Source organism: Demequina oxidasica, from assembly GCF_000975115.1.
Classification (GTDB): Bacteria; Actinomycetota; Actinomycetes; order Actinomycetales; family Demequinaceae; genus Demequina; species Demequina oxidasica.
Genome location: NZ_BBRE01000001.1, coordinates 128,972 through 147,126 on the forward strand (window position 1 = coordinate 128,972; position 18,155 = coordinate 147,126).

Sequence of the window (18,155 nt, forward strand, 5' to 3'; positions counted from 1 at the left end):
TGCCCCGCTACCTCACAGGCGATAATGGTGGGCATGTCTCCCTCGCGCGCGCCTTCGCATTCCACGAGCTCGCGCACGAGCATCGGCCTATGGCTGATGGCGTCACTCGGCGTCATCGCCGTCGTCGCCACAGGGATCGTCGTGGGTGTGAACACGTCGTCCCCACAAACTGGGTCCACCGCCGTCGCGGGGCCGGACACGTCCGCCAGTGGCACGTCGACGCCCGATGCCGCCGCGGACACAGCTGTACCGCCCCCCGCTCCCGCGAGCCAGGTCAACAAGATGCCGGCCGAAGAGTCGGTCGCCTTCACTCTCGCGGCCGCTGGGGATGTACTCACCCATGGCCCAGTGTTGAACTCCGCTAAGACCTCGGACGGGTACGACTTTAACCGGCTGATGGATCCGGTACGCGGTTACGTGTCCGGGCCCGATCTCGCTCTGTGCCACCTTGAAGTGCCAGTGGCGCCTCCCGGGACTCAGCCAAGTGGGTATCCCATCTTTGGTGCCCCCAAGGAGATCGTTGGGGCGCTTCAGGACCAGGGCTGGGACGGCTGCTCGACCGCCTCGAATCACACGGTAGACCGAGGGTTTGCCGGCATTGAGGCCACCCTGGGAGAGTTCGACAATGTCGGGATGGGCCACGCCGGGTCCGCCCGGACTGAGGATGAGGCCAACTCCGTACAGATGTATCGGGTGCGCGCTGGCGACCGGCTGATTACGGTCGCGAATATCTCGTTCGCATACGGACTCAACGGCCTACCCAAGCCCGAGGGCAAGCCCTGGGCCGTCAACACCTTCGATGCCAACGCGGAGGACGCACAGCCCATCATCGACCGTGCTCAGGAGGCGCGCGATGCTGGCGCCGACGTCGTCATCGCGTCAGTACACTGCTGCGTTGAGTATCAGACCGAACCAACCGCGGCCCAGCGATCGATTGCCGAGAAGATTGCGGCCTCCGGCCTCGTTGACCTATACGTCGGACACCACGCTCACGTGCCACAGCCCATCGAACTACTCCCCGGCGGCCCCACAGGCGATGGCATGTGGACCGCCTTTGGGCTCGGTAACTACGTGTCGAACCAGGATTCTAATTGTTGCGTGCCCAACACCGACTCGGGGATCTTGCTCACCGCCACCTTTGACGTATCACCGGAGGACGACGTAGGGGTCGGTGTCGAGTGGACTGCCGTCACCGTTGACCGACGCGACGGTCATGAGATGCACGTCTTACGCGACATCCCCGACGGCACCGAGACTCTCACCGCGCAAGACGTGGCAGCCCGCCTCAAACGCGTGAGCGACGCCGCCGGTACTCAGGCTTCAGAGCGGACCGAGCCTGCCGAGCCGCTCGCCGACGACTCGTACTGGGTGCCACGCGGCAAGAATTAGCGGGGCGACTCGACGTTGGAATCGACCGTGTCCTCCTGTGGCAACGGGTCGATCATGCTGGTGGAGAATTCTGTTGTGGCTGCGAAGATGGCAGCCGCCGGCTGAGCTACACCAAAGAGCCAACCCTGGCCGTAGCGCCATCCGCAATTACTGAGGAACCGTGCCTGCGCCTCAGTCTCGATACCCTCCGCGATGGTTGCGAGGCCTAGTTCGCGGGCGAGTGCGCCTAAAGCGCGCGATACCCGAGCTCCCGCGGGATCCTCAGGGATGCCCGCGACGAAGGACATGTCCAACTTCACACCAGATACGGGCAGGTCGCGCAAGTAACTTAGCGGCGACACTCCGGTGCCGAAGTCGTCCAAAAGGATGGGGACCCCAGCATTGCGCAACTCCGTCAACTCGTGACGGATGCGCGTGTTTGGCGCCACCAGGGACGCCTCGGTGAGCTCTACCACGATGCGTTGCGCGCTCAGGCGGTGACGGCCAATGGTACTGAGAACGCGGTCAGCGAACTCCGAGTCACCCAACTGGTCGGCGGACACATTAAGCGACACCCACGCGGTGTCGCTCGCCACGCGCGCCAGGAATCCGGCAGCCTGATCGACGAGCGCAGTACCAAGGACCACGGAGAGCTTCTTGTCATTAATGAGCGGTAGGAATGCGCCCGGTAGCAGTAAACCGCGGGTGGGATGCTGCCAACGCACCAGCGCCTCGTAGCCCACTACCGTACGGGTACTAAGTTCAAGGACCGGCTGGTAGTGCAGCACCAGGTCGCCGTTTTCGATGGCCCGCGCGAGTTCCGCGGCAAGGGCACTATGGGTGTCCGTCGAGGCACGCATAGAAATGTCGAAGACCTCGGTGCGCGACTTGCCTGAGGACTTGGCGCGGTACATGGCCGCGTCCGCTGCACTCAGCAACGCAGGCGCTCCCCCATCAACTGTCGACTCGTCCGCCATCGCTATTCCCAGTGAGGCGTTGACGGTGATGAGGTGGCGCTTGACCTGAAGAGGCTGCTTGAGTCCCGTGTGAATCGCACCGGCAATCTCAAACAGCGCCTTCGCACAGTCGTCGTCCTGAACCACAATCACGAACTCGTCGCCGCCGATGCGTGCAACCGTGCCACGCCCAGCGGTGGCCGAGCGAAGCACGCCCGCAACATGCACAAGTGCGTTATCTCCTGTCGCGTGGCCAAAGCGATCATTGAGCCCTTTGAAGCCGTCGAGGTCCACCGCGATGACACCAGCTCGGCCCTGCGCGTCGGGCTGCTCGAGGACCTGCTGGAGCACATCGTGCAGCAGCGTACGGTTTGCGAGCCCCGTCAGCGGATCGTGCATCGCCCGGTGCGCCAGGAGCTCGGAATGCATGCGGTCGTCAGTCGAATCGCGCACCTGAACTACGTAGTGATCCGGCGCTCCACCTGCGTAGCGCACCAGCCCCACGTCGAGGACGGCCCACACAACGTTCCCGTCTGCCCGTACGTAGCGCTTCTCTAGCGAGAAGTGGTTCTGGTGACCGTCGTAGAGCCGCTGGAGCTGGTCGTGCTCGGCCTGCAAGTCCTGTGGGTGAGACAACGCCGAGAACGGGGTCCCGCGCAACGCGGCCACCGTCGAACCCATCATCTCCGCGAAGGCGCGGTTTGCCTCCATGAGACGCCATTCAAGGTCAACAAGGGCCATCCCGGTGGGGGCATTCTCCATCGCCTTGCGGAACTGCATGTCCGAGCGGTTGAGGGCCTCCGCGGCCTCCCGAAGCCCGCTCGTGTCCATGATGGTCGTCACGGTAATCGTCGTGCCGTCGTGCTCGCTTTCGACGTTGGCGGTGCGCACCTGAATCCAGCGGACGTCATCCGCGCCTCGGCGACCGGGAACACCCACGACACGTGACTGGCCAGGCTCCGTTGGCGCAAACGCCTCGTTGACGAGGAGCGGATGCATATGGGCGTCGAGCGCGCGCACGGGAAGCCTCATCACGGGCTTGCCCACAGCATCGGCCGCGTTCAAACCCAGGATATGCGCGGCCATGTCGGACATCATTGCGATCTCACCAGTCGAGCGGGAGATAATGACTCCGTCACGTGCCGATGACATGACAGCGTCAAACTGCTGGCGCAACTCGCGCTCATGGGTCAGTGCGTCGTCGTGCGCTTTACGTTCCTTGTGCGAACGCCAGAAGTAATAAAAGGCTGCGAGTGCGAGCACTACCAACAGGCAGGTGACAGCAACGACAAAGCTTGGTTGCTGAAACAGATCTACGAGTCCGCCCATGGCCCTTCCTCAGCGTCGTCGTCGACGTCTTCAATGCTTACACTAGCCGGTGTTTCGCCCCTGAGAATCGCTAGCGTTCCTGCGAGATCGTCGGACATGACCAGCACGTCCCGCGCCTTAGAACCCTGCGAGGGTCCTACGATCTCCCGACTCTCCAAAAGGTCCATCAGGCGGCCGGCCTTGGCGAAGCCCATTTTGAGCTTGCGTTGCAGCATTGACGTCGACCCGAGCTGGGTGGTGATGACCAACTCTGCCGCAGCGCAAAGGTCGTCGAGGTCATCCCCGATGTCCTCCGCCACCACGGCTGACGAGGTGGTCTGAATGACGTCGTCGCGGAACTGCGGCTGAGCCTGGTTCTTGACGTGCTCCACTGCCTCGTGAATCTCCGTCTCCGTTACCCACGCCCCTTGAACGCGCATCGGCTTCGAGGACCCCATCGGCAAGAACAGCGCGTCTCCCTGGCCAATCAATTTCTCGGCGCCGGGCATATCGAGCACGACGCGCGAGTCAGCAAGCGATGACGTGGCGAAGGCGAGGCGGGACGGCACGTTGGCCTTGATGGTTCCCGTGATGATGTCGACCGACGGACGCTGCGTCGCCAGCACTAGGTGGATGCCGGCGGCACGGGCGAGCTGCGTGATGCGCTGAATCGACTCGTCGACGTCGCGCGGAGCGACCATCATGAGGTCCGCGAGCTCATCGACAATCACCAACAGGTACGGATAGGTGGTGATCTTGCGCTCTGAGCCCGGCAGCGGCTTGACCTTGCCCGCGCGGACCGCCTTATTGAAGTCGTCGATGTGCTTGTAGCCAAACAGCGCCAGGTCGTCGTAGCGCATGTCCATCTCTTTCACCACCCACTCCAGGGCCTGTGCGGCCTTCTTTGGGTCAGTGATGATGGGCGTAATCAGGTGAGGGATTCCCTCGTACATCGTGAGTTCCACCCGCTTGGGGTCCACGAGCACCATGCGCACCTCCTGCGGCGTCGAGCGCATCAGGATGGACGTGATCATGGAGTTTACAAAGCTTGACTTACCGGCACCGGTAGCTCCAGCAACCAGCAAGTGCGGCATCTTGGCCAGGTTCGCCATGACATAACCGCCCTCGACGTCCTTGCCGATGCCGATCGCCATGGGGTGGTCGTTCTTGATCGCCACTTGCGAGCGAAGCACATCGCCTAGCGCTACAGTTTCCCGGTCCACGTTGGGGATCTCGATCCCGATCGCCATCTTGCCCGGAATGGGCGACAGAATACGGATATCCGCGCTGGCGACCGCGTAGGCGATGTTCTTAGACAGCTGGGTAATCTTCTCGACTTTGACACCGTGGCCCAGCTCGACCTCGTAGCGTGTCACGGTGGGACCGCGGGTGAATCCTGTGACTGTGGCGTCCACGCCAAACTGCTCGAGGACGCTCTTGAGGGACTCGACGACGCGGTCGTTGGCCGCCGACCGAGTCTTGTGCGGCGCTCCGGCAACCAGCATGCTCGGGTCTGGCAGCACATACGGGTTGGAGTTTTCGAGCTGGCCCTGCTCACCGGCGGGCACGATGCTGGTTGACTCGGGCGCGCGGAGCTCAGATTTGGCTGCGCCCGATGCCGCGGCGGCTAAAGCCGCGGCCTCCGCCGAGGTTTCGATGACCTCCGTGACGTCGTACGGAGAGACGCCCTCACCGGAGTACACCGTGGTGGGGGACATTTCCTCGTCCTCGGCTGCGGGCGCCTTGATGCCGGCCTTGGCGTCGCGCTTGGCCTGGGCCGCGGCCTTCGCTTCCGCCTCGGCTCGCGCCAGCGCGGCGCGGTGCTCGCCACCTGGGTCGATGATGTCGTCGAACGGATCGCCGTCAATGGCGGCAGCCGCGGCGAAGGCTTCATCGGCCTCATAGCCATCGAGGCGGCGCTGGTCCTCAGCCGCCGTGCCAGCCATCTTGTCTCGAGCGCGATCTATGAGCCGGGGCTTGCGCTGCTTGACTGGCTTCTCCCCTGAGCGTGCCAGCGTCCGATGCTCGGGCAGGTCCAGCTCTGGGTCGTCATCGACGATGTCGTCACGCCCGAACAGATGGCGTGCGCGCGTTCCTACCTCACGTAGCGGGATACCAGCGATGATGAGTACCGACCACAGGCCGAGCAACACCAGCACCACCACCGCGAGACCGCTGGTGAGAATCGCTGCAAGAGGGGTCCCCACGATGAAGCCCATGATGCCGCCGGCGGACTGGAGCGCGTCCATCCCGTCAGCCTTGGGAGAAGGAGCACCTTTGGCGATATGAATGATGGCGTCCACAATGACCGACAGCATCAGGACGCCCAGTGCGATGCGATTGTTGGTGTGCCCTTCCTGCGGGGCCCGGAACAGGCGGAAGGCCATCACGAGCAGCACCACTGGCATGGCGACGGCGAGAACCCCGAAGATCCCGGCTGCGACAAAGTGGACGGCGGTGCCAGCCCAACTCGACAGCCCAAACCATTCGCGTGCCGCGACGATGATCGCGAAAATCAGCAGCGTGATGGCGAGGCCATCTCGACGCACCTCCGGGCTCACGTCGCGGGCGCCATGGCCGATGTGACGGACGGATCCCCCCACGGCGTGCGAGACGCCAGCGCCCGCAGACTTGATGCCGCGTACGAGCGTGGGAGGCTGTTCAGCCTGCTTCTTTTTTGCGGGCGGGCGGGGCTTAGCCCCTTTGGGGGCAGTGCGAGCTGGACGTGACTGTGCCATGTTCCAGGACGCTACTCCTCACATCGGACAAGGCGCGGTTGCCATGCCGCGCGCGCCAGCATCGGCGAGCGCAACCGCACGGGCCTTTGAGTTGGGCGGGCCCGTGCGGTACGCGCACTAAGCTTCGATGACGATCGGGATGATCATGGGGCGGCGACGCAGCTTGGTGCCGGCGAAGCGTCCGAGCGTACGGCGCATCACCTGCTGAAGCTGGTGGTTATCCGTGGATCCGCCTGCCGCCGACTCCTCGAGAGCCGCCTTGATCTTGGGCAGGATCGCGTCGAATACGCTGTCGTCCTCCGCGATGCCGCGCGCGTGCACAGTGGGCCCCGAGACCACCTTGCCGTTGGAGGAGTCGATGACCGCGAACACGGACACGAATCCCTCCTCCGACATGATGCGGCGGTCCTTGAGCTCGGCGTCGGTGATCTCTCCCACCGACGAGCCGTCCACGTAGACGTTGTGCATCTCGACGGCGCCCACGACCTTGGCCTTGCCGTTCTGCAGGTCGACCACGACGCCGTTCTCTGCGAACACCACGTTGTTCTTGGGCACACCGGTCTTCATGGCCAGGTTGCCGTTGGCGAGCAGGTGACGGACCTCGCCATGAACTGGCATGACGTTCTTGGGTCGCACGATGTTGTAGCAGTAGAGCAGCTCGCCGGCGCTGGCGTGACCGGACACGTGGACGCGCGCGCTGCCCTGGTGAACCACCGTCGCTCCATGACGCATGAGGCCGTTGATCACGCGGAAGACAGCGTTCTCGTTGCCCGGGATCAGGGACGATGCGAGGATCACCAGGTCGCCCTGGCCCACCTTGAGCTTGTGGTCCAGATTGGCCATGCGGCTGAGCGCGGCCATGGGCTCGCCCTGCGAGCCGGTGCACATGTAAACCACCTTGTTGGCAGGCAGATCGTCCGCCTTCTTGGCGTCGATCACGAGACCTTGCGGCACGTCGAGGTAGCCCATCTCCGAGGCGATACCCATATTCCGCACCATGGAGCGACCCACAAACGCCACCTTGCGGCCGTGCGCGTGGGCCGCATTGAGTACCTGCTGCACGCGGTGCACGTGACTGGAGAACGACGCGACCACGATGCGGCCTGAGGCGTTCCCAAACTGCTGGTCCAGGACCGGGGTGATCTCCACCTCGCTCATGGTGAAGCCTGGGCTCTCCGCGTTGGTCGAGTCGACCATGAACAGGTCCACACCCTGCTCGCCCAGACGAGCGAAGCCGCGCAGGTCGGTGATGCGGCCGTCGAGCGGCAGCTGGTCCATTTTGAAGTCGCCAGTGTGGAGCACGGAACCGGCTGGCGTCTGGATGAAGACGGCCAGCGCATCGGGAATCGAGTGGTTAACGGCGACGAACTCCAGGTCGAAGTCGTGCAGCTTCTCCTTCTGGCCTTCCTTCACCGCGAGGGTGACGGGAGTAATGCGGTGCTCCTTGAGCTTGGCCTCGATAAATGCAAGGGTCAACTGCGAGCCGATGATCGGGATATCGCGACGCAGGCGCAACAGGTACGGCACGGCGCCGATGTGGTCCTCGTGGCCGTGCGTCAGCACGATTCCTTCGACATCGTCCATCCGGTCCTCGATGTAGCTGAAGTCCGGCAGGATCAGGTCCACGCCTGGCTGGTTGTCCTCGGGGAACAGCACGCCACAGTCGACGATAAGCAGTTTGCCGCGGTACTCGAAGACGGCCATGTTGCGGCCGACCTCACCCAGTCCCCCCAGGGGGACGATGCGCAGGGCGTCGGGGTTGAGCGCGGGGGGTGCTTTTAGTTCGGGGTGAAAGTTCACTTAGTTCTTCAATCCTGCGGCAATCAGTACCGCGGTGAGGGAGTCGTACTCCTCGGAGGTGGCCGGGAGCAGCGGCAGTCGCATGTGGCGCCCGCTCAGGACGCCAAGCGCCTGCATTCCGGCCTTGGCCATAGTTGCGCCCGGACCGGGTGACATGATCGCGTCAGTCACCGGTGCGATGCGTTCGTTCAATTCGTCAGCAAGCGCAGTATTGCCGGCGTCGTGAGCGGCGATCATGTCGCGCACCCACTCCCCCGCCACATGGCTCACGACCGAGACGACGCCCACGGCGCCCACTCGCAAAAATTCAAGGGTCAACGGGTCGTCGCCCGAGTACCAGACGACGTCCGAGCGCTCGATGCGGGACTTAGCCTGGGCCACGTCTCCCGTCGCATCCTTCAGTGCCCTCACCGTAGGGATCGCGGCAATCTGGTCGAAGGCGTCGTCGCCGATCGCCATCGCGGTGCGGCCGGGGATGTCATAGAGCATCACCGGCAGGTCAGAGGCGTCACAGATCGCCTTAAAGTGGGCCACCACGCCCGCCTGCGATGGCTTCGAGTAGTACGGCGTTAGGGCGAGCACGCCATCCGCCCCGCACTCCTGGGCTTGGGCCGCCATCATGACCGCGTGAGCGGTGTCATTGGAGCCCGCGCCGGCAATGACGGTAGCGCGGTCACCCACAGCCTCGACGATCGCGCGCGTGAGATCTTCCTTCTCAGGCGCGTGTGTGGTGGGTGCCTCGCCCGTGGTTCCAGAGATCACCAGGCCGTCACTGCCGTGATCGACCAAATAATTGGCAACCTTCTGTGCACCCTTGATGTCGATGGTTCCGTCGTCGAACATTGGGGTCACCATCGCGGTGAGCACCGTGCCAAAGGGGCGCTGAGCAGAGGTCATGTGCCTAACTTACCGCGTACGCCACGCCGCGCCTGCCCGCCGGGGCCGCCGCAGCATCGGCCGAAAGCCAGTTACTGCGCGCGAGTCGCCACCGTCAGCAGGAAAGCGGCATCTGTTGGGGCATGTACGGAGTGGCGCAGCCGCGGAATGATGTAGTAGTCGCCCGGGGCCAGGCGAACCACGTCCTCGCCAGCCGTAATTTCAATGGCGCCCACGAGGACCTGCACCGTGGCCTCACCCGGGCTGGCGTGCTCATTAAGCCCATGACCCTCGGTGATGCAGATCAAGGTCTGGCGCAGGTCGTGCTCGCGACCGCCATAAACGGTTTCCGAGTGACGACCATTGCCCGCCTCCTGCGCCTCGGAAAGGTGCTTCTGGGCGATTTCGAGGAGATTCACGCTAGTCATGGCATGCCTTTCATCAGTGGCCCGTGGCGCCGGGCGGGCACTTACATCGTGGCACGAGCGCCGCGTAGACGCGAGTCGACTAGCTGGTCTGCGACTCCTTGAGCTTGGCCTCGACCAGACCCTTGTTATCGATCAGCAGCGTGGCGGCCTTGAAGTCCGTTGCTGCGAGTCCGCCTCCCACAATGGTGGAGCCCTCAAAGGTGATTGACGTCGCTGTAGCGGTGGGCTTGCCCAGGTTGACGATCAGCGAGTGGTTCTTACCGTCAATCACGCCGGTGATGACGGCGCGGGGCATGGTGTCTGCGAATTCACTATCCCAGTCCTGAACGAGCTGCGAGATAGACACCGCGTTGACCTCCCGGCCGTCCTCGACGCTGACCTGCAGCACCGAGCCGCCCACGTTGTCGAGCTCTACCGCCTCCGTGGAGACCGAGGCGGTCTGCGACTGCACTACCCAGACGTCACCCTCGTCAGTCTTTGCGGTGGTGGCGGCGGCAATAGCCCAGCCTCCCACGAGTCCCAGCGTGAGTGCGATCAGAGTCACCACCGCGATGGTGCGGATGGTGTTCTTCTTCTTGGTGTCCTCGGTCATGGTGCGACGCGTCCGTTCTTGTTGAAGGCCGCGTAGGTCAGCGGCATGAGGTTGGCCCACTCGTCCTCCATCTGCTCCGCGACCATTTCGATCTCGCGCTGAGGGAAGGAGGGGAAGTGCGTGCCCTCGCGCGTGGTGCGCAGGGACAAGAAGTTCATGAGTGCTCGGGCATTCATGGTGACGTACATGGAGCTATAAGTGTTCACCGGCAGGACCGCACGTGCGACCTCGCGCGCGATGCCCGCATCGAGCATGCGCCGGTACGCCTCGTAGGCGTGCGTGCAACTCGAGCGAATCTCCGCGTCGGCCAGCGCATGCTGCTCGGCGGTACCGTCCTCAAAGCTGTACGCCCCGGGCTTGCCGACCTGGACGAGCTTGCGCTCGGGGGCGGGAGTGTAGAACACCGGACGCAAGTTGCGGTAGCGACCCGACTCCTCGTTGTAGCTCGCGATGCGGTGACGCATGAACTCGCGGAAGACAAAGATGGGAGCCTGCACGTAGAACGTCATCGAGTTGTGCTCGAACGGGCTGCCGTGGCGGTCGCGCATCAGGTAGTTGATTAGCCCCGCGCTCTTCGAGGCGTCGGCGTCGACGTCCTCGAGCGACTGCTCGCCCTTGGTGGACACGCGCGCCGCGAACAGCACGTCGGCGTCCTGCGCGTTCGCGCGCACCAACTCGACAGTCATGTGGGACTTGAATTCGATTTCGGATGTCTCGCTCACGCCGCCCAGCCTAGCGCTGTCCGCATGAGGCGGGGACGCACGGCACGCGTGAGGCGGACTCCCCCACCCCGTCGCGATTCCTAGGAGTCACTGAGTGCGGTTCTTCCCTCAGGATCCGCACTCAGTGACTGCCAGCGCGCGGGGTTGCTCGAGTGAGGGGCGTTTCACTCTCCGTGCCAGGATGGACTCATGCCAGCCATGCCTCGAGTGGTTCCCCACCGCATCGTGACCGAGCGAGTCGCGGTGCGCGCCTACGAGGTAACCGACGCCGAGGCGATGGACGCTGCCATGGCCGTCAACCACGTGCGCCTGCGCGAGTGGATGCCGTGGGCCTGGGACGAGCCGCAGAGCATCGAGACCCGCCGCAACCTGCTCGCGCACTTTCGCACACGGTTTGACGCCGGCGAGGACTTCACGATGGGCATGTTCGACCGCTCCTCGGGTGCACTACTGGGCGGCACGGGTTTGCACCCCCGTGCCGAGCCTGGACTCCTCGAGATTGGCTACTGGCTCGCGGCCGATGCTGAAGGCCGTGGGCTGATGAGAGAGGTCGCCGCTGCACTCACGCAGGTGGCGTTGGGAGTCGCCGGCGCTGATCGCGTTCAGGTGTGCTGCGACCCAGCAAACACGCGTAGCCGGGGGGTGCCGCAGTCACTCGATTATGCGCGCGTTGGGGTACGGACCGAGCCACCAGGAGCGGAGGTCGGCCGCGAACTGACTGAGGTGTGGGCGATGACCGCCGTCGCCCCTGACTCCCCCGTTACGGCGTTCCCGCGACCCAGTTTGGCCGACGCCGACGGCGAGGACATCGCTTGGCCCGCCTGAATCCGGGAAGGCTGAGCCTGCGCGGGCTCGATCCCGCGCGCCAACAGGCAGTCTCAGTGTCCGTCGCGACCGGCGCCTACGCGATCAGTTTTGGTGCGCTATCGGTCGCGGCCGGGCTCGACGTGTGGCAGACGATGGCGCTTTCGTTGCTGGTCTTCAGCGGCGGCTCACAGTTCGCCTTCGTAGGCGTGATCGCCGCCGGAGGCGGCGCAGCGGCTGCCGTTGCGACATCCACTTTCCTGGGGCTGCGCAACGGCTTCTATGGGGTGGGACTCGCGCCCGTGTTGCGCCCCATGAGCGGGCTGCGGCGCGTGTGGGCGGCGCACATGACCATCGACGAGTCGACGGCCGTCTCCCTCGCCCAGCCTGCCGATGACCTCGAGGCGCGGCGTGCGGGCTTCTGGTGGACCGGCGTGGGCGTCTTCATCCTGTGGAACACGATCACGGTAGTGGGAGCGCTGGTCGGCGAGCGCATTGGCGACCCTGCAGACTGGGGCCTCGACGCGGCAGCTGCCGCCGCTTTTCTCGGCCTGGTGTGGCCGCGCCTGGCCTCGCGTCCCGCTCAAGCGGTGGCGGGGGCATCGGCCGTCTTGGCGCTGTTGCTCACCCCGGTGACCCCGGCAGGAGTGCCGATTCTGGCCGCCGCCCTGGTCGCCATCGCGGTCGGATGGCGCGCCCCCAAGTTTAGGGACGAGGTGCCCGAATGACCTCGTACCTGTGGATGTGGGTCGCGATCGTGGGCGCCGGGCTGCTGGCATGGGCGACTAAATACGCGGGCCACGTGGTCCCCGAGCGGTTCCTGGAAAACCCGCGCGTGCACCGAATCGCGGCCTACGTCACGGTTGCCCTGCTCTTCGCGCTGTTCGCGGTGCAGGCGTTCACGACGGACGGCGCAATTGTGTTCGACGCGCGGGTAGTCGCCGTCGCGGTCGCCGCGGTGCTGTTATGGATGCGCGCCCCATTCATCGTCGTGGTGGTGGCTGCCGCGGCCGTCGCCGCTGTATTGAGGCTGATCTTCTAGCGCCAAGGGCTCGTTCGGCCACGGCGTGTGTGCCGCGTACGCTTGAGGGCATGCCTACTGCCGATGTTTCCGCCCGTCCTGCCGTGCTCGGCGACGAGCACGCCTTCGCCGCGATCCAGCTCGCCGCGTGGCGCGAGACGCTTGGCGACGAGGCGGTCGATGCGCTGGACGCGAACGAGGTGCGCGATACCTGGGGTGCGGCGATCGAGTCTCCGCCTACGCGCGACGACCGCATGTTCGCAGCCTGCGACGGCCCGCGCGTAGTGGGCTTCGCGGCCATGACCGCGGCCGGCGACATCATCGCGCTCGAGGTGGCACCGGAGCACCGCCGCCAGGGTCACGGATCGCGCCTGATGGCCGCCTGCGTTGACACGCTGCGCATCAGAAATGCACCCGTAGTGCGTGCCTGGGCACTCGAGGGTGATGAGGCTCGTGAGGCCTTTCTTCAGACGGCCGGACTGGGCGAGGGCGGCGTGCGCCGCACCCTCGAGGGGCCAAACGGCGACCTGATCGAACGGCTCTGGCGCGCCGAGGTCTAGCCCTAGGCGTCGGTGCGGGTGGCCTTGCGCTCGGCACGAAACAGATCCGCGGCGTGACGCAACGTCTTGCGGGCCTGGGACCGCTCCCCCGCAGCCTCATAGGCGTACGCAAGGTGGAACCACGCGGACCAGTCCTCTGGGGAGCCCTCGACCTGACGCGACGCCACCTCAAAGACCGCCTCGGCGGACTCGCGCGTGAGCTTGCCGCTGGGCGTGGTCTCGCCATCGTGGATGGGCAGTCGGCCCTCGCTATCCAGCGTGTCCGCCATCTGCTGCACGGTAGTGCCCAGCCGGAACTCGTGCACGAGGTACCAGGCGCCAAGCAACGGTAGGAACAGCAGTGCTGCGCCGATTCCCTTAGCCACCAGCTCGTCGGAGCCCAGAAAGAGAAGTGCCTGGTTGGCGATCAAGACGAAGTACAGCGCCAGAATCAACGTGATAGCGACGGCGGCCAGGAAGCCGCGGTTGCGCATGAGCTTCATCTCTACAGGCTCATGTACTTGTCGAGTCCGACCGTCAACCCCGAGTAGTTGCCTACTTCGCGAATTCCCAGCAGCACGCCGGGCATGAAACTCACGCGGTCGAACGAGTCGGTACGGATGGTGAACTGCTCGCCTGGGTTACCCATCAGGATCTCCTCGTGCGCCACGAGTCCACGCAGGCGCACCGAGTGCACGCGCACGCCGTTGACGTCCGCGCCACGCGCGCCGTTGGCGAAGTCCTCGGTCGCATCGGGCGAAGCGGCGATGCCAGCCTCCGCACGGGCAGCGGCGATGCCCGCGGCGGAGTGCACCGCGGTACCGGAGGGCGCGTCCACCTTGTCGGGGTGGTGAAGCTCGATGACCTCGACGGACTCGAAGTACCTGGCCGCGAGCGCCGACATTCGCATCGCGAGCACGGCGCCGAGTGCAAAGTTGGGGGCAATTAGCACACCCAGGTCGGGGCGCTCACGCAGGTGCTCCTCAACGCGCTCGAGCGCGTCCTGGGTCCAGCCCGAGGTACCCACCACGGCGCTGATGCCGAGGTCGATCAGCGCATGGACGTTCGCCTCCGTGGCGGACGGCACAGTAAAGTCAACCGCCACATTCGCCTGCGCCTGCGCGGCAGCGGCGATGTCGTCGCCGACATCGAGAGTCGCGACCACGCTCAGGTCCTCGGCCGCGGAGACGGCGTTGACGACGTGGGTTCCCATGCGCCCCGAGGCGCCCAGCACAGCTACGTTAATCATGCGTCCACCTTACTTGCGCGAAAGGGCCTCAAACCGCGCCCGGACCCACACGGACTGCAGTCCGCTGGCGTCCGGCAAGTTCCGCGGCGAGCCCCACTACCTGGTCAGCCGTCACGGCCCGCACCTGGTCCAGCACCTCACCGATGCTCCACAACTCGCCGTAAACCAGTTCAGCTTTCCCAAGCCGCGACATGCGCGAGTATGAATCTTCGAGGCGCAGCACAGTTGAGCCGCTCAGCTGGCCGATGGCACGCTCCATCTCCTCGTCCGTCACACCCTCAGCCATGCGCTCGAGCTCGGAGACCATGAGGCGCGACACCTCGTCTGCCTTGCCCGGCGTGCAGGCGGCGTACATGCCAAATAAGCCAGCGTCGGCGTTGGGGGCGCCAAACGAGTACACGGAATACGTCAGGCCGCGCTTCTCGCGAATCTCCTGGAAAAGGCGCGAGGACATGCCGCCGCCCAGGATGGTGTTGAAGACTGCCAGGGTGTTGCGGCGGTCGTCGCTGGCCTTGAAGCCACGCGAGCCGATCACGACGTGGGCCTGCTCAAAATCGCGGACGATGCTGAGGTCGCCTCCCTGGGTGGCCGTCACCTCGTTTGTCGAGTCGCGGCGGGCCAGCGGCGCGCGCTGCGAGGTCACGTCCCAGCCGCCCAGTTCTAGCGCCGCCATGACCTGAGCGCACACGATGTCGTGGTCGACTCCCCCGGCGGCCGTCACGATCAGTCCCTCCGGAACGTAGTGCCGCTTGTAGTGATCCCACACCGCGTCGCGCGTCACGGAACGGATAATGTCCGGGGTGCCGCCGATGGGCCGGCCAAGCGGATGCCCGCCAAAGACCAACTCCGTGAACTTCTCGTGGGCCACGTCGCCCGGGTCGTCGTCGTTCATCGCGATCTCCTCGAGGATGACGCCGCGCTCCATCTCGAACTCGTCGCGGTCCAGCTTGGGGCTGGTGACCATGTCGAGGATGACGTCGATCGCCATCGGCAGGTCGGTGTCGATGACCCGCGCGAAGTAGCAGGTGAACTCCTTGGCGGTCATCGCGTTGGACTCGCCGCCCACGCGGTCAAAGGCCTCGGCAATCTGCAGCGCGCTGCGGCGCTTGGTGCCCTTGAAGAGCAGGTGCTCGAGGAAGTGCGTAGAGCCGGCATGCTCGGGAGTCTCGTCGCGTGACCCCACTCCCACCCAGGCCCCCATCGTGGCGGAGCGCATTCCGGGGATCTGCTCGGTAAACACCCTCACCCCGCCCGGCAGCACACTGCGGCGCACCACCGCGCCGTGGTCCTGCTCGATCGAGATGGAGGAGCCGATGGACTCGGCGGAGACAAGTGGGAGGGCATGAGGCATGGTCACGAGCCTAACCCCGGCGGCCGATGCTGCCGCACATTTTCGCTCCCCGCGTCAGCGGGACCTGGACGGGCCGGGAAACGACGAAGCCGCCGGTCCCTTGCGGGAACCGGCGGCCTCGTGAACCGTCTAGTGAACAGTGGCGACTAGTTGTCGTCACCCTCGGAGTCGGCGCCTTCGGCACCGGCCTCTTCGACGACCTCGAGCGACAGCTTGCCGCGCGGGTCAACTTCACCGATCTGGACCTGAATCTTCTGACCCACGGAGAGGACGTCTTCGACGTTCTCCACGCGCTTGCCACCGACCAGCTTGCGGATCTGCGAGATGTGCAGCAGTCCGTCGCGGCCGGGGCTGAGGGACACGAAGGCACCGAAGGCGACGGTCTTGACGACCGTACCCACGAAGCGCTCGCCGACCTCGGGCACGTGCGGGTTGGCGATCGCGTTGATCGCCGCGCGGGCAGCCTCGGCCGAGGGGCCGTCGGTTGCGCCGATGAACACGGTGCCGTCATCCTCAATCGAGATGTCAGCGCCAGTGTCGTCCTGGATCTGGTTGATCATCTTGCCCTTCGGGCCAATGACCTCACCGATCTTGTCAACGGGCACGCGCACCGAGATGACGCGAGGAGCGAAGGGGCTCATCTCGTCGGGCTCGGAGATAGCCTCCGCCATGACGCCCAGGATGTGGATACGAGCATCCTTGGCCTGGTCGAGTGCACCGATGAGCACCGAGGACGGAAGTCCGTCGAGCTTGGTGTCGAGCTGGATCGCGGTGATGAACTCCGAGGTACCTGCGACCTTGAAGTCCATGTCGCCGAACGCGTCCTCGGCACCGAGGATGTCGGTCAGCGCCGCGTAGCGGGTCTCTCCGTCAACCGTGTCGGACACGAGGCCCATGGCGATGCCGGCAACCGGGGCGCGCAGCGGCACACCAGCGTTGAGCATGGCGAGGGTCGATGCGCAGACGGAACCCATCGAGGTGGAACCGTTGGACCCGAGGGCCTCGGACACCTGACGGATGGCGTAGGGGAAGTCGTCACGCGACGGGAGGACGGGCACCAAGGCACGCTCGGCGAGCGCACCGTGACCGATCTCGCGGCGCTTGGGGCTACCCACACGGCCGGTCTCGCCGGTGCTGAACGGCGGGAAGTTGTAGTGGTGCATGTAGCGCTTCTTCTTCTCGGGGCCAAACGAGTCGATCTGCTGCTCCATCTTCAGCATGTTCAGCGTGGTGATACCCATGATCTGGGTCTCTCCGCGCTCGAAGATAGCTGAACCGTGCACGCGCGGGATGGGGCCGACCTCTGCCGCGAGCGGACGGATGTCCTTGAGTCCACGGCCGTCGATGCGGATGCCCTCGGTGAGGACGCGCTGGCGGATGGTCTTCTTCGTGACGGCGCGAACCGCTGCGGAGATTTCCTTCTCGCGACCCTCGAACTGAGCGTCAAGAGCGGCGTGAGCCGCGTCCTTGATCTCATCGAGGCGGTCTTCGCGCTCTGCCTTGTCGGCAATCTTGAGCGCTGCAGACAGGTCTGCCTCGGTGGCTGCCGTGACTGCCGCGAGGACGTCGTCCTGGTAGTCAAGGAAGCGGGGGAACTCCTTGGGAGCCTTCTGCGACTTGCCGGCGAGCTCAATCTGAGCGTCGCACAGAGCCTTGAGGAACGGCTTGGCGGCCTCGAGTCCCTCGGCGACGACGGTCTCGGTGGGAGCCTGGGCACCCTCGGAGATCAGGTCGAACGAGTCGTCGGTTGCCTCAGCCTCAACCATCATGATGGCGACGTCGTCGCCAGCGATGCGGCCGGAGACGACCATGTTGAACACGGCACGCTCCATCTGGCTGTACTTGGGGAACGCGACCCACTGGCCGTCGATCAGCGCAATGCGCACACCGGCGACGGGACCCGTGAAGGGCAGGCCGGAGAGCTGCGTCGAAGCCGACGCTGCGTTGATGGCGAGAGTGTCGTACGAGTCATCGGGGTTGATGGCCAGCACGGTCACGACGACCTGGACCTCGTTGCGCAGGCCCGACACGAACGTGGGGCGCAACGGGCGGTCGATGAGACGGCAGGTCAGGATCGCGTCGGTCGAGGGACGACCCTCGCGACGGAAGAACGAGCCGGGGATCTTGCCGGCGGCGTAGGTGCGCTCTTCAACGTCAACCGTCAGCGGGAAGAAGTCGAAGCCCTCGCGGGGGTGCTTGCCGGCCGTGGTGGCCGACAGCAGCATGGTGTCGTTGTCGAGGTAAGCGGCGACCGTGCCGGCTGCCTGCTGGGCCAAACGGCCCGTCTCGAAGCGCACCGTGCGGGTGCCGTACTTGCCGTTATCGATAACGGCTTCAGCGAACTGAATTTCGGGACCTTCCATGTGGAAGTTTCTCCTTAATTTGTGAAGCAGGGGATGCGAA

16 protein-coding genes are annotated in these 18,155 nt (G+C 65.1%); 5 read left to right on the forward strand and 11 right to left on the reverse strand.

Going from position 1 to position 18,155, the window contains the following annotated elements; all coding sequences use genetic code 11:
- Positions 1-33 precede the first annotated feature (33 nt).
- Positions 34-1,389 (forward strand): CapA family protein, encoded by a 1,356-nt coding sequence (locus AOP77_RS00640; RefSeq protein ID WP_236685723.1) that lies wholly within the window; start codon positions 34-36, stop codon positions 1,387-1,389.
- Here AOP77_RS00640 and AOP77_RS00645 read toward each other — a convergent pair.
- From AOP77_RS00645 to thyX, 7 genes are all read right to left on the reverse strand, one after another.
- Positions 1,386-3,653: a putative bifunctional diguanylate cyclase/phosphodiesterase gene (locus AOP77_RS00645; RefSeq protein ID WP_084622067.1), complete on the reverse strand. Its 2,268-nt coding sequence runs from the start codon at positions 3,651-3,653 to the stop codon at positions 1,386-1,388. The genes AOP77_RS00640 and AOP77_RS00645 overlap by 4 nt on opposite strands.
- Positions 3,638-6,370, reverse strand: a complete 2,733-nt coding sequence (locus AOP77_RS00650) for an FtsK/SpoIIIE family DNA translocase (protein ID WP_084622069.1) — start codon at positions 6,368-6,370, stop codon at positions 3,638-3,640. Before AOP77_RS00650 ends, AOP77_RS00645 begins: the two co-directional genes overlap by 16 nt.
- Before the next feature lie 117 nt (positions 6,371-6,487).
- Positions 6,488-8,170 (reverse strand): ribonuclease J, encoded by a 1,683-nt coding sequence (locus AOP77_RS00655; protein ID WP_062207994.1) that lies wholly within the window; start codon positions 8,168-8,170, stop codon positions 6,488-6,490.
- Complete coding sequence (gene dapA, locus AOP77_RS00660) at positions 8,171-9,067, reverse strand: 4-hydroxy-tetrahydrodipicolinate synthase (RefSeq protein WP_062207996.1); 897 nt, start codon at positions 9,065-9,067, stop codon at positions 8,171-8,173.
- Positions 9,068-9,138: 71 nt separating this feature from the next.
- Complete coding sequence (locus AOP77_RS00665) at positions 9,139-9,474, reverse strand: cupin domain-containing protein (RefSeq protein ID WP_062207998.1); 336 nt, start codon at positions 9,472-9,474, stop codon at positions 9,139-9,141.
- A 79-nt stretch (positions 9,475-9,553) separates the two neighbouring features.
- Positions 9,554-10,066 carry a hypothetical protein gene (locus AOP77_RS00670; protein ID WP_062208001.1) on the reverse strand — a complete coding sequence of 171 codons (513 nt, stop codon included), beginning with the start codon at positions 10,064-10,066 and terminating at the stop codon, positions 9,554-9,556.
- Complete coding sequence (gene thyX / locus AOP77_RS00675) at positions 10,063-10,752, reverse strand: FAD-dependent thymidylate synthase (protein WP_062211245.1); 690 nt, start codon at positions 10,750-10,752, stop codon at positions 10,063-10,065. Before thyX ends, AOP77_RS00670 begins: the two co-directional genes overlap by 4 nt.
- Positions 10,753-10,977: 225 nt before the next feature.
- On the opposite strand from thyX, the gene AOP77_RS00680 reads away from it, so the two are divergent.
- The 4 genes from AOP77_RS00680 to AOP77_RS00695 are packed head-to-tail and all read left to right on the forward strand — an operon-like array spanning position 10,978 to position 13,173.
- Complete coding sequence (locus AOP77_RS00680; protein WP_062208004.1) at positions 10,978-11,613, forward strand: GNAT family N-acetyltransferase; 636 nt, start codon at positions 10,978-10,980, stop codon at positions 11,611-11,613.
- Complete coding sequence (locus AOP77_RS00685; RefSeq protein ID WP_236685724.1) at positions 11,601-12,320, forward strand: AzlC family ABC transporter permease; 720 nt, start codon at positions 11,601-11,603, stop codon at positions 12,318-12,320. The genes AOP77_RS00680 and AOP77_RS00685 overlap by 13 nt, the downstream gene beginning before the upstream one ends.
- Positions 12,317-12,634, forward strand: a complete 318-nt coding sequence (locus AOP77_RS00690) for an AzlD domain-containing protein (protein ID WP_062208007.1) — start codon at positions 12,317-12,319, stop codon at positions 12,632-12,634. The genes AOP77_RS00685 and AOP77_RS00690 overlap by 4 nt, the downstream gene beginning before the upstream one ends.
- Positions 12,635-12,684: 50 nt before the next feature.
- Complete coding sequence (locus AOP77_RS00695; RefSeq protein ID WP_062208010.1) at positions 12,685-13,173, forward strand: GNAT family N-acetyltransferase; 489 nt, start codon at positions 12,685-12,687, stop codon at positions 13,171-13,173.
- Between the two features lie 2 nt (positions 13,174-13,175).
- Here AOP77_RS00695 and AOP77_RS00700 read toward each other — a convergent pair whose 3' ends face one another.
- From AOP77_RS00700 to AOP77_RS00715, 4 genes are all read right to left on the reverse strand, one after another.
- Positions 13,176-13,655, reverse strand: a complete 480-nt coding sequence (locus AOP77_RS00700) for a hypothetical protein (RefSeq protein ID WP_062208012.1) — start codon at positions 13,653-13,655, stop codon at positions 13,176-13,178.
- Between the two features lie 2 nt (positions 13,656-13,657).
- Positions 13,658-14,401 (reverse strand): 4-hydroxy-tetrahydrodipicolinate reductase, encoded by a 744-nt coding sequence (gene dapB, locus AOP77_RS00705; protein ID WP_062208015.1) that lies wholly within the window; start codon positions 14,399-14,401, stop codon positions 13,658-13,660.
- 28 nt (positions 14,402-14,429) lie between these two features.
- Positions 14,430-15,752 (reverse strand): M16 family metallopeptidase, encoded by a 1,323-nt coding sequence (locus AOP77_RS00710; RefSeq protein ID WP_062211251.1) that lies wholly within the window; start codon positions 15,750-15,752, stop codon positions 14,430-14,432.
- Between the two features lie 146 nt (positions 15,753-15,898).
- Complete coding sequence (locus AOP77_RS00715) at positions 15,899-18,115, reverse strand: polyribonucleotide nucleotidyltransferase (protein ID WP_062208018.1); 2,217 nt, start codon at positions 18,113-18,115, stop codon at positions 15,899-15,901.
- Between the last annotated feature and the right edge of the window lie 40 nt (positions 18,116-18,155).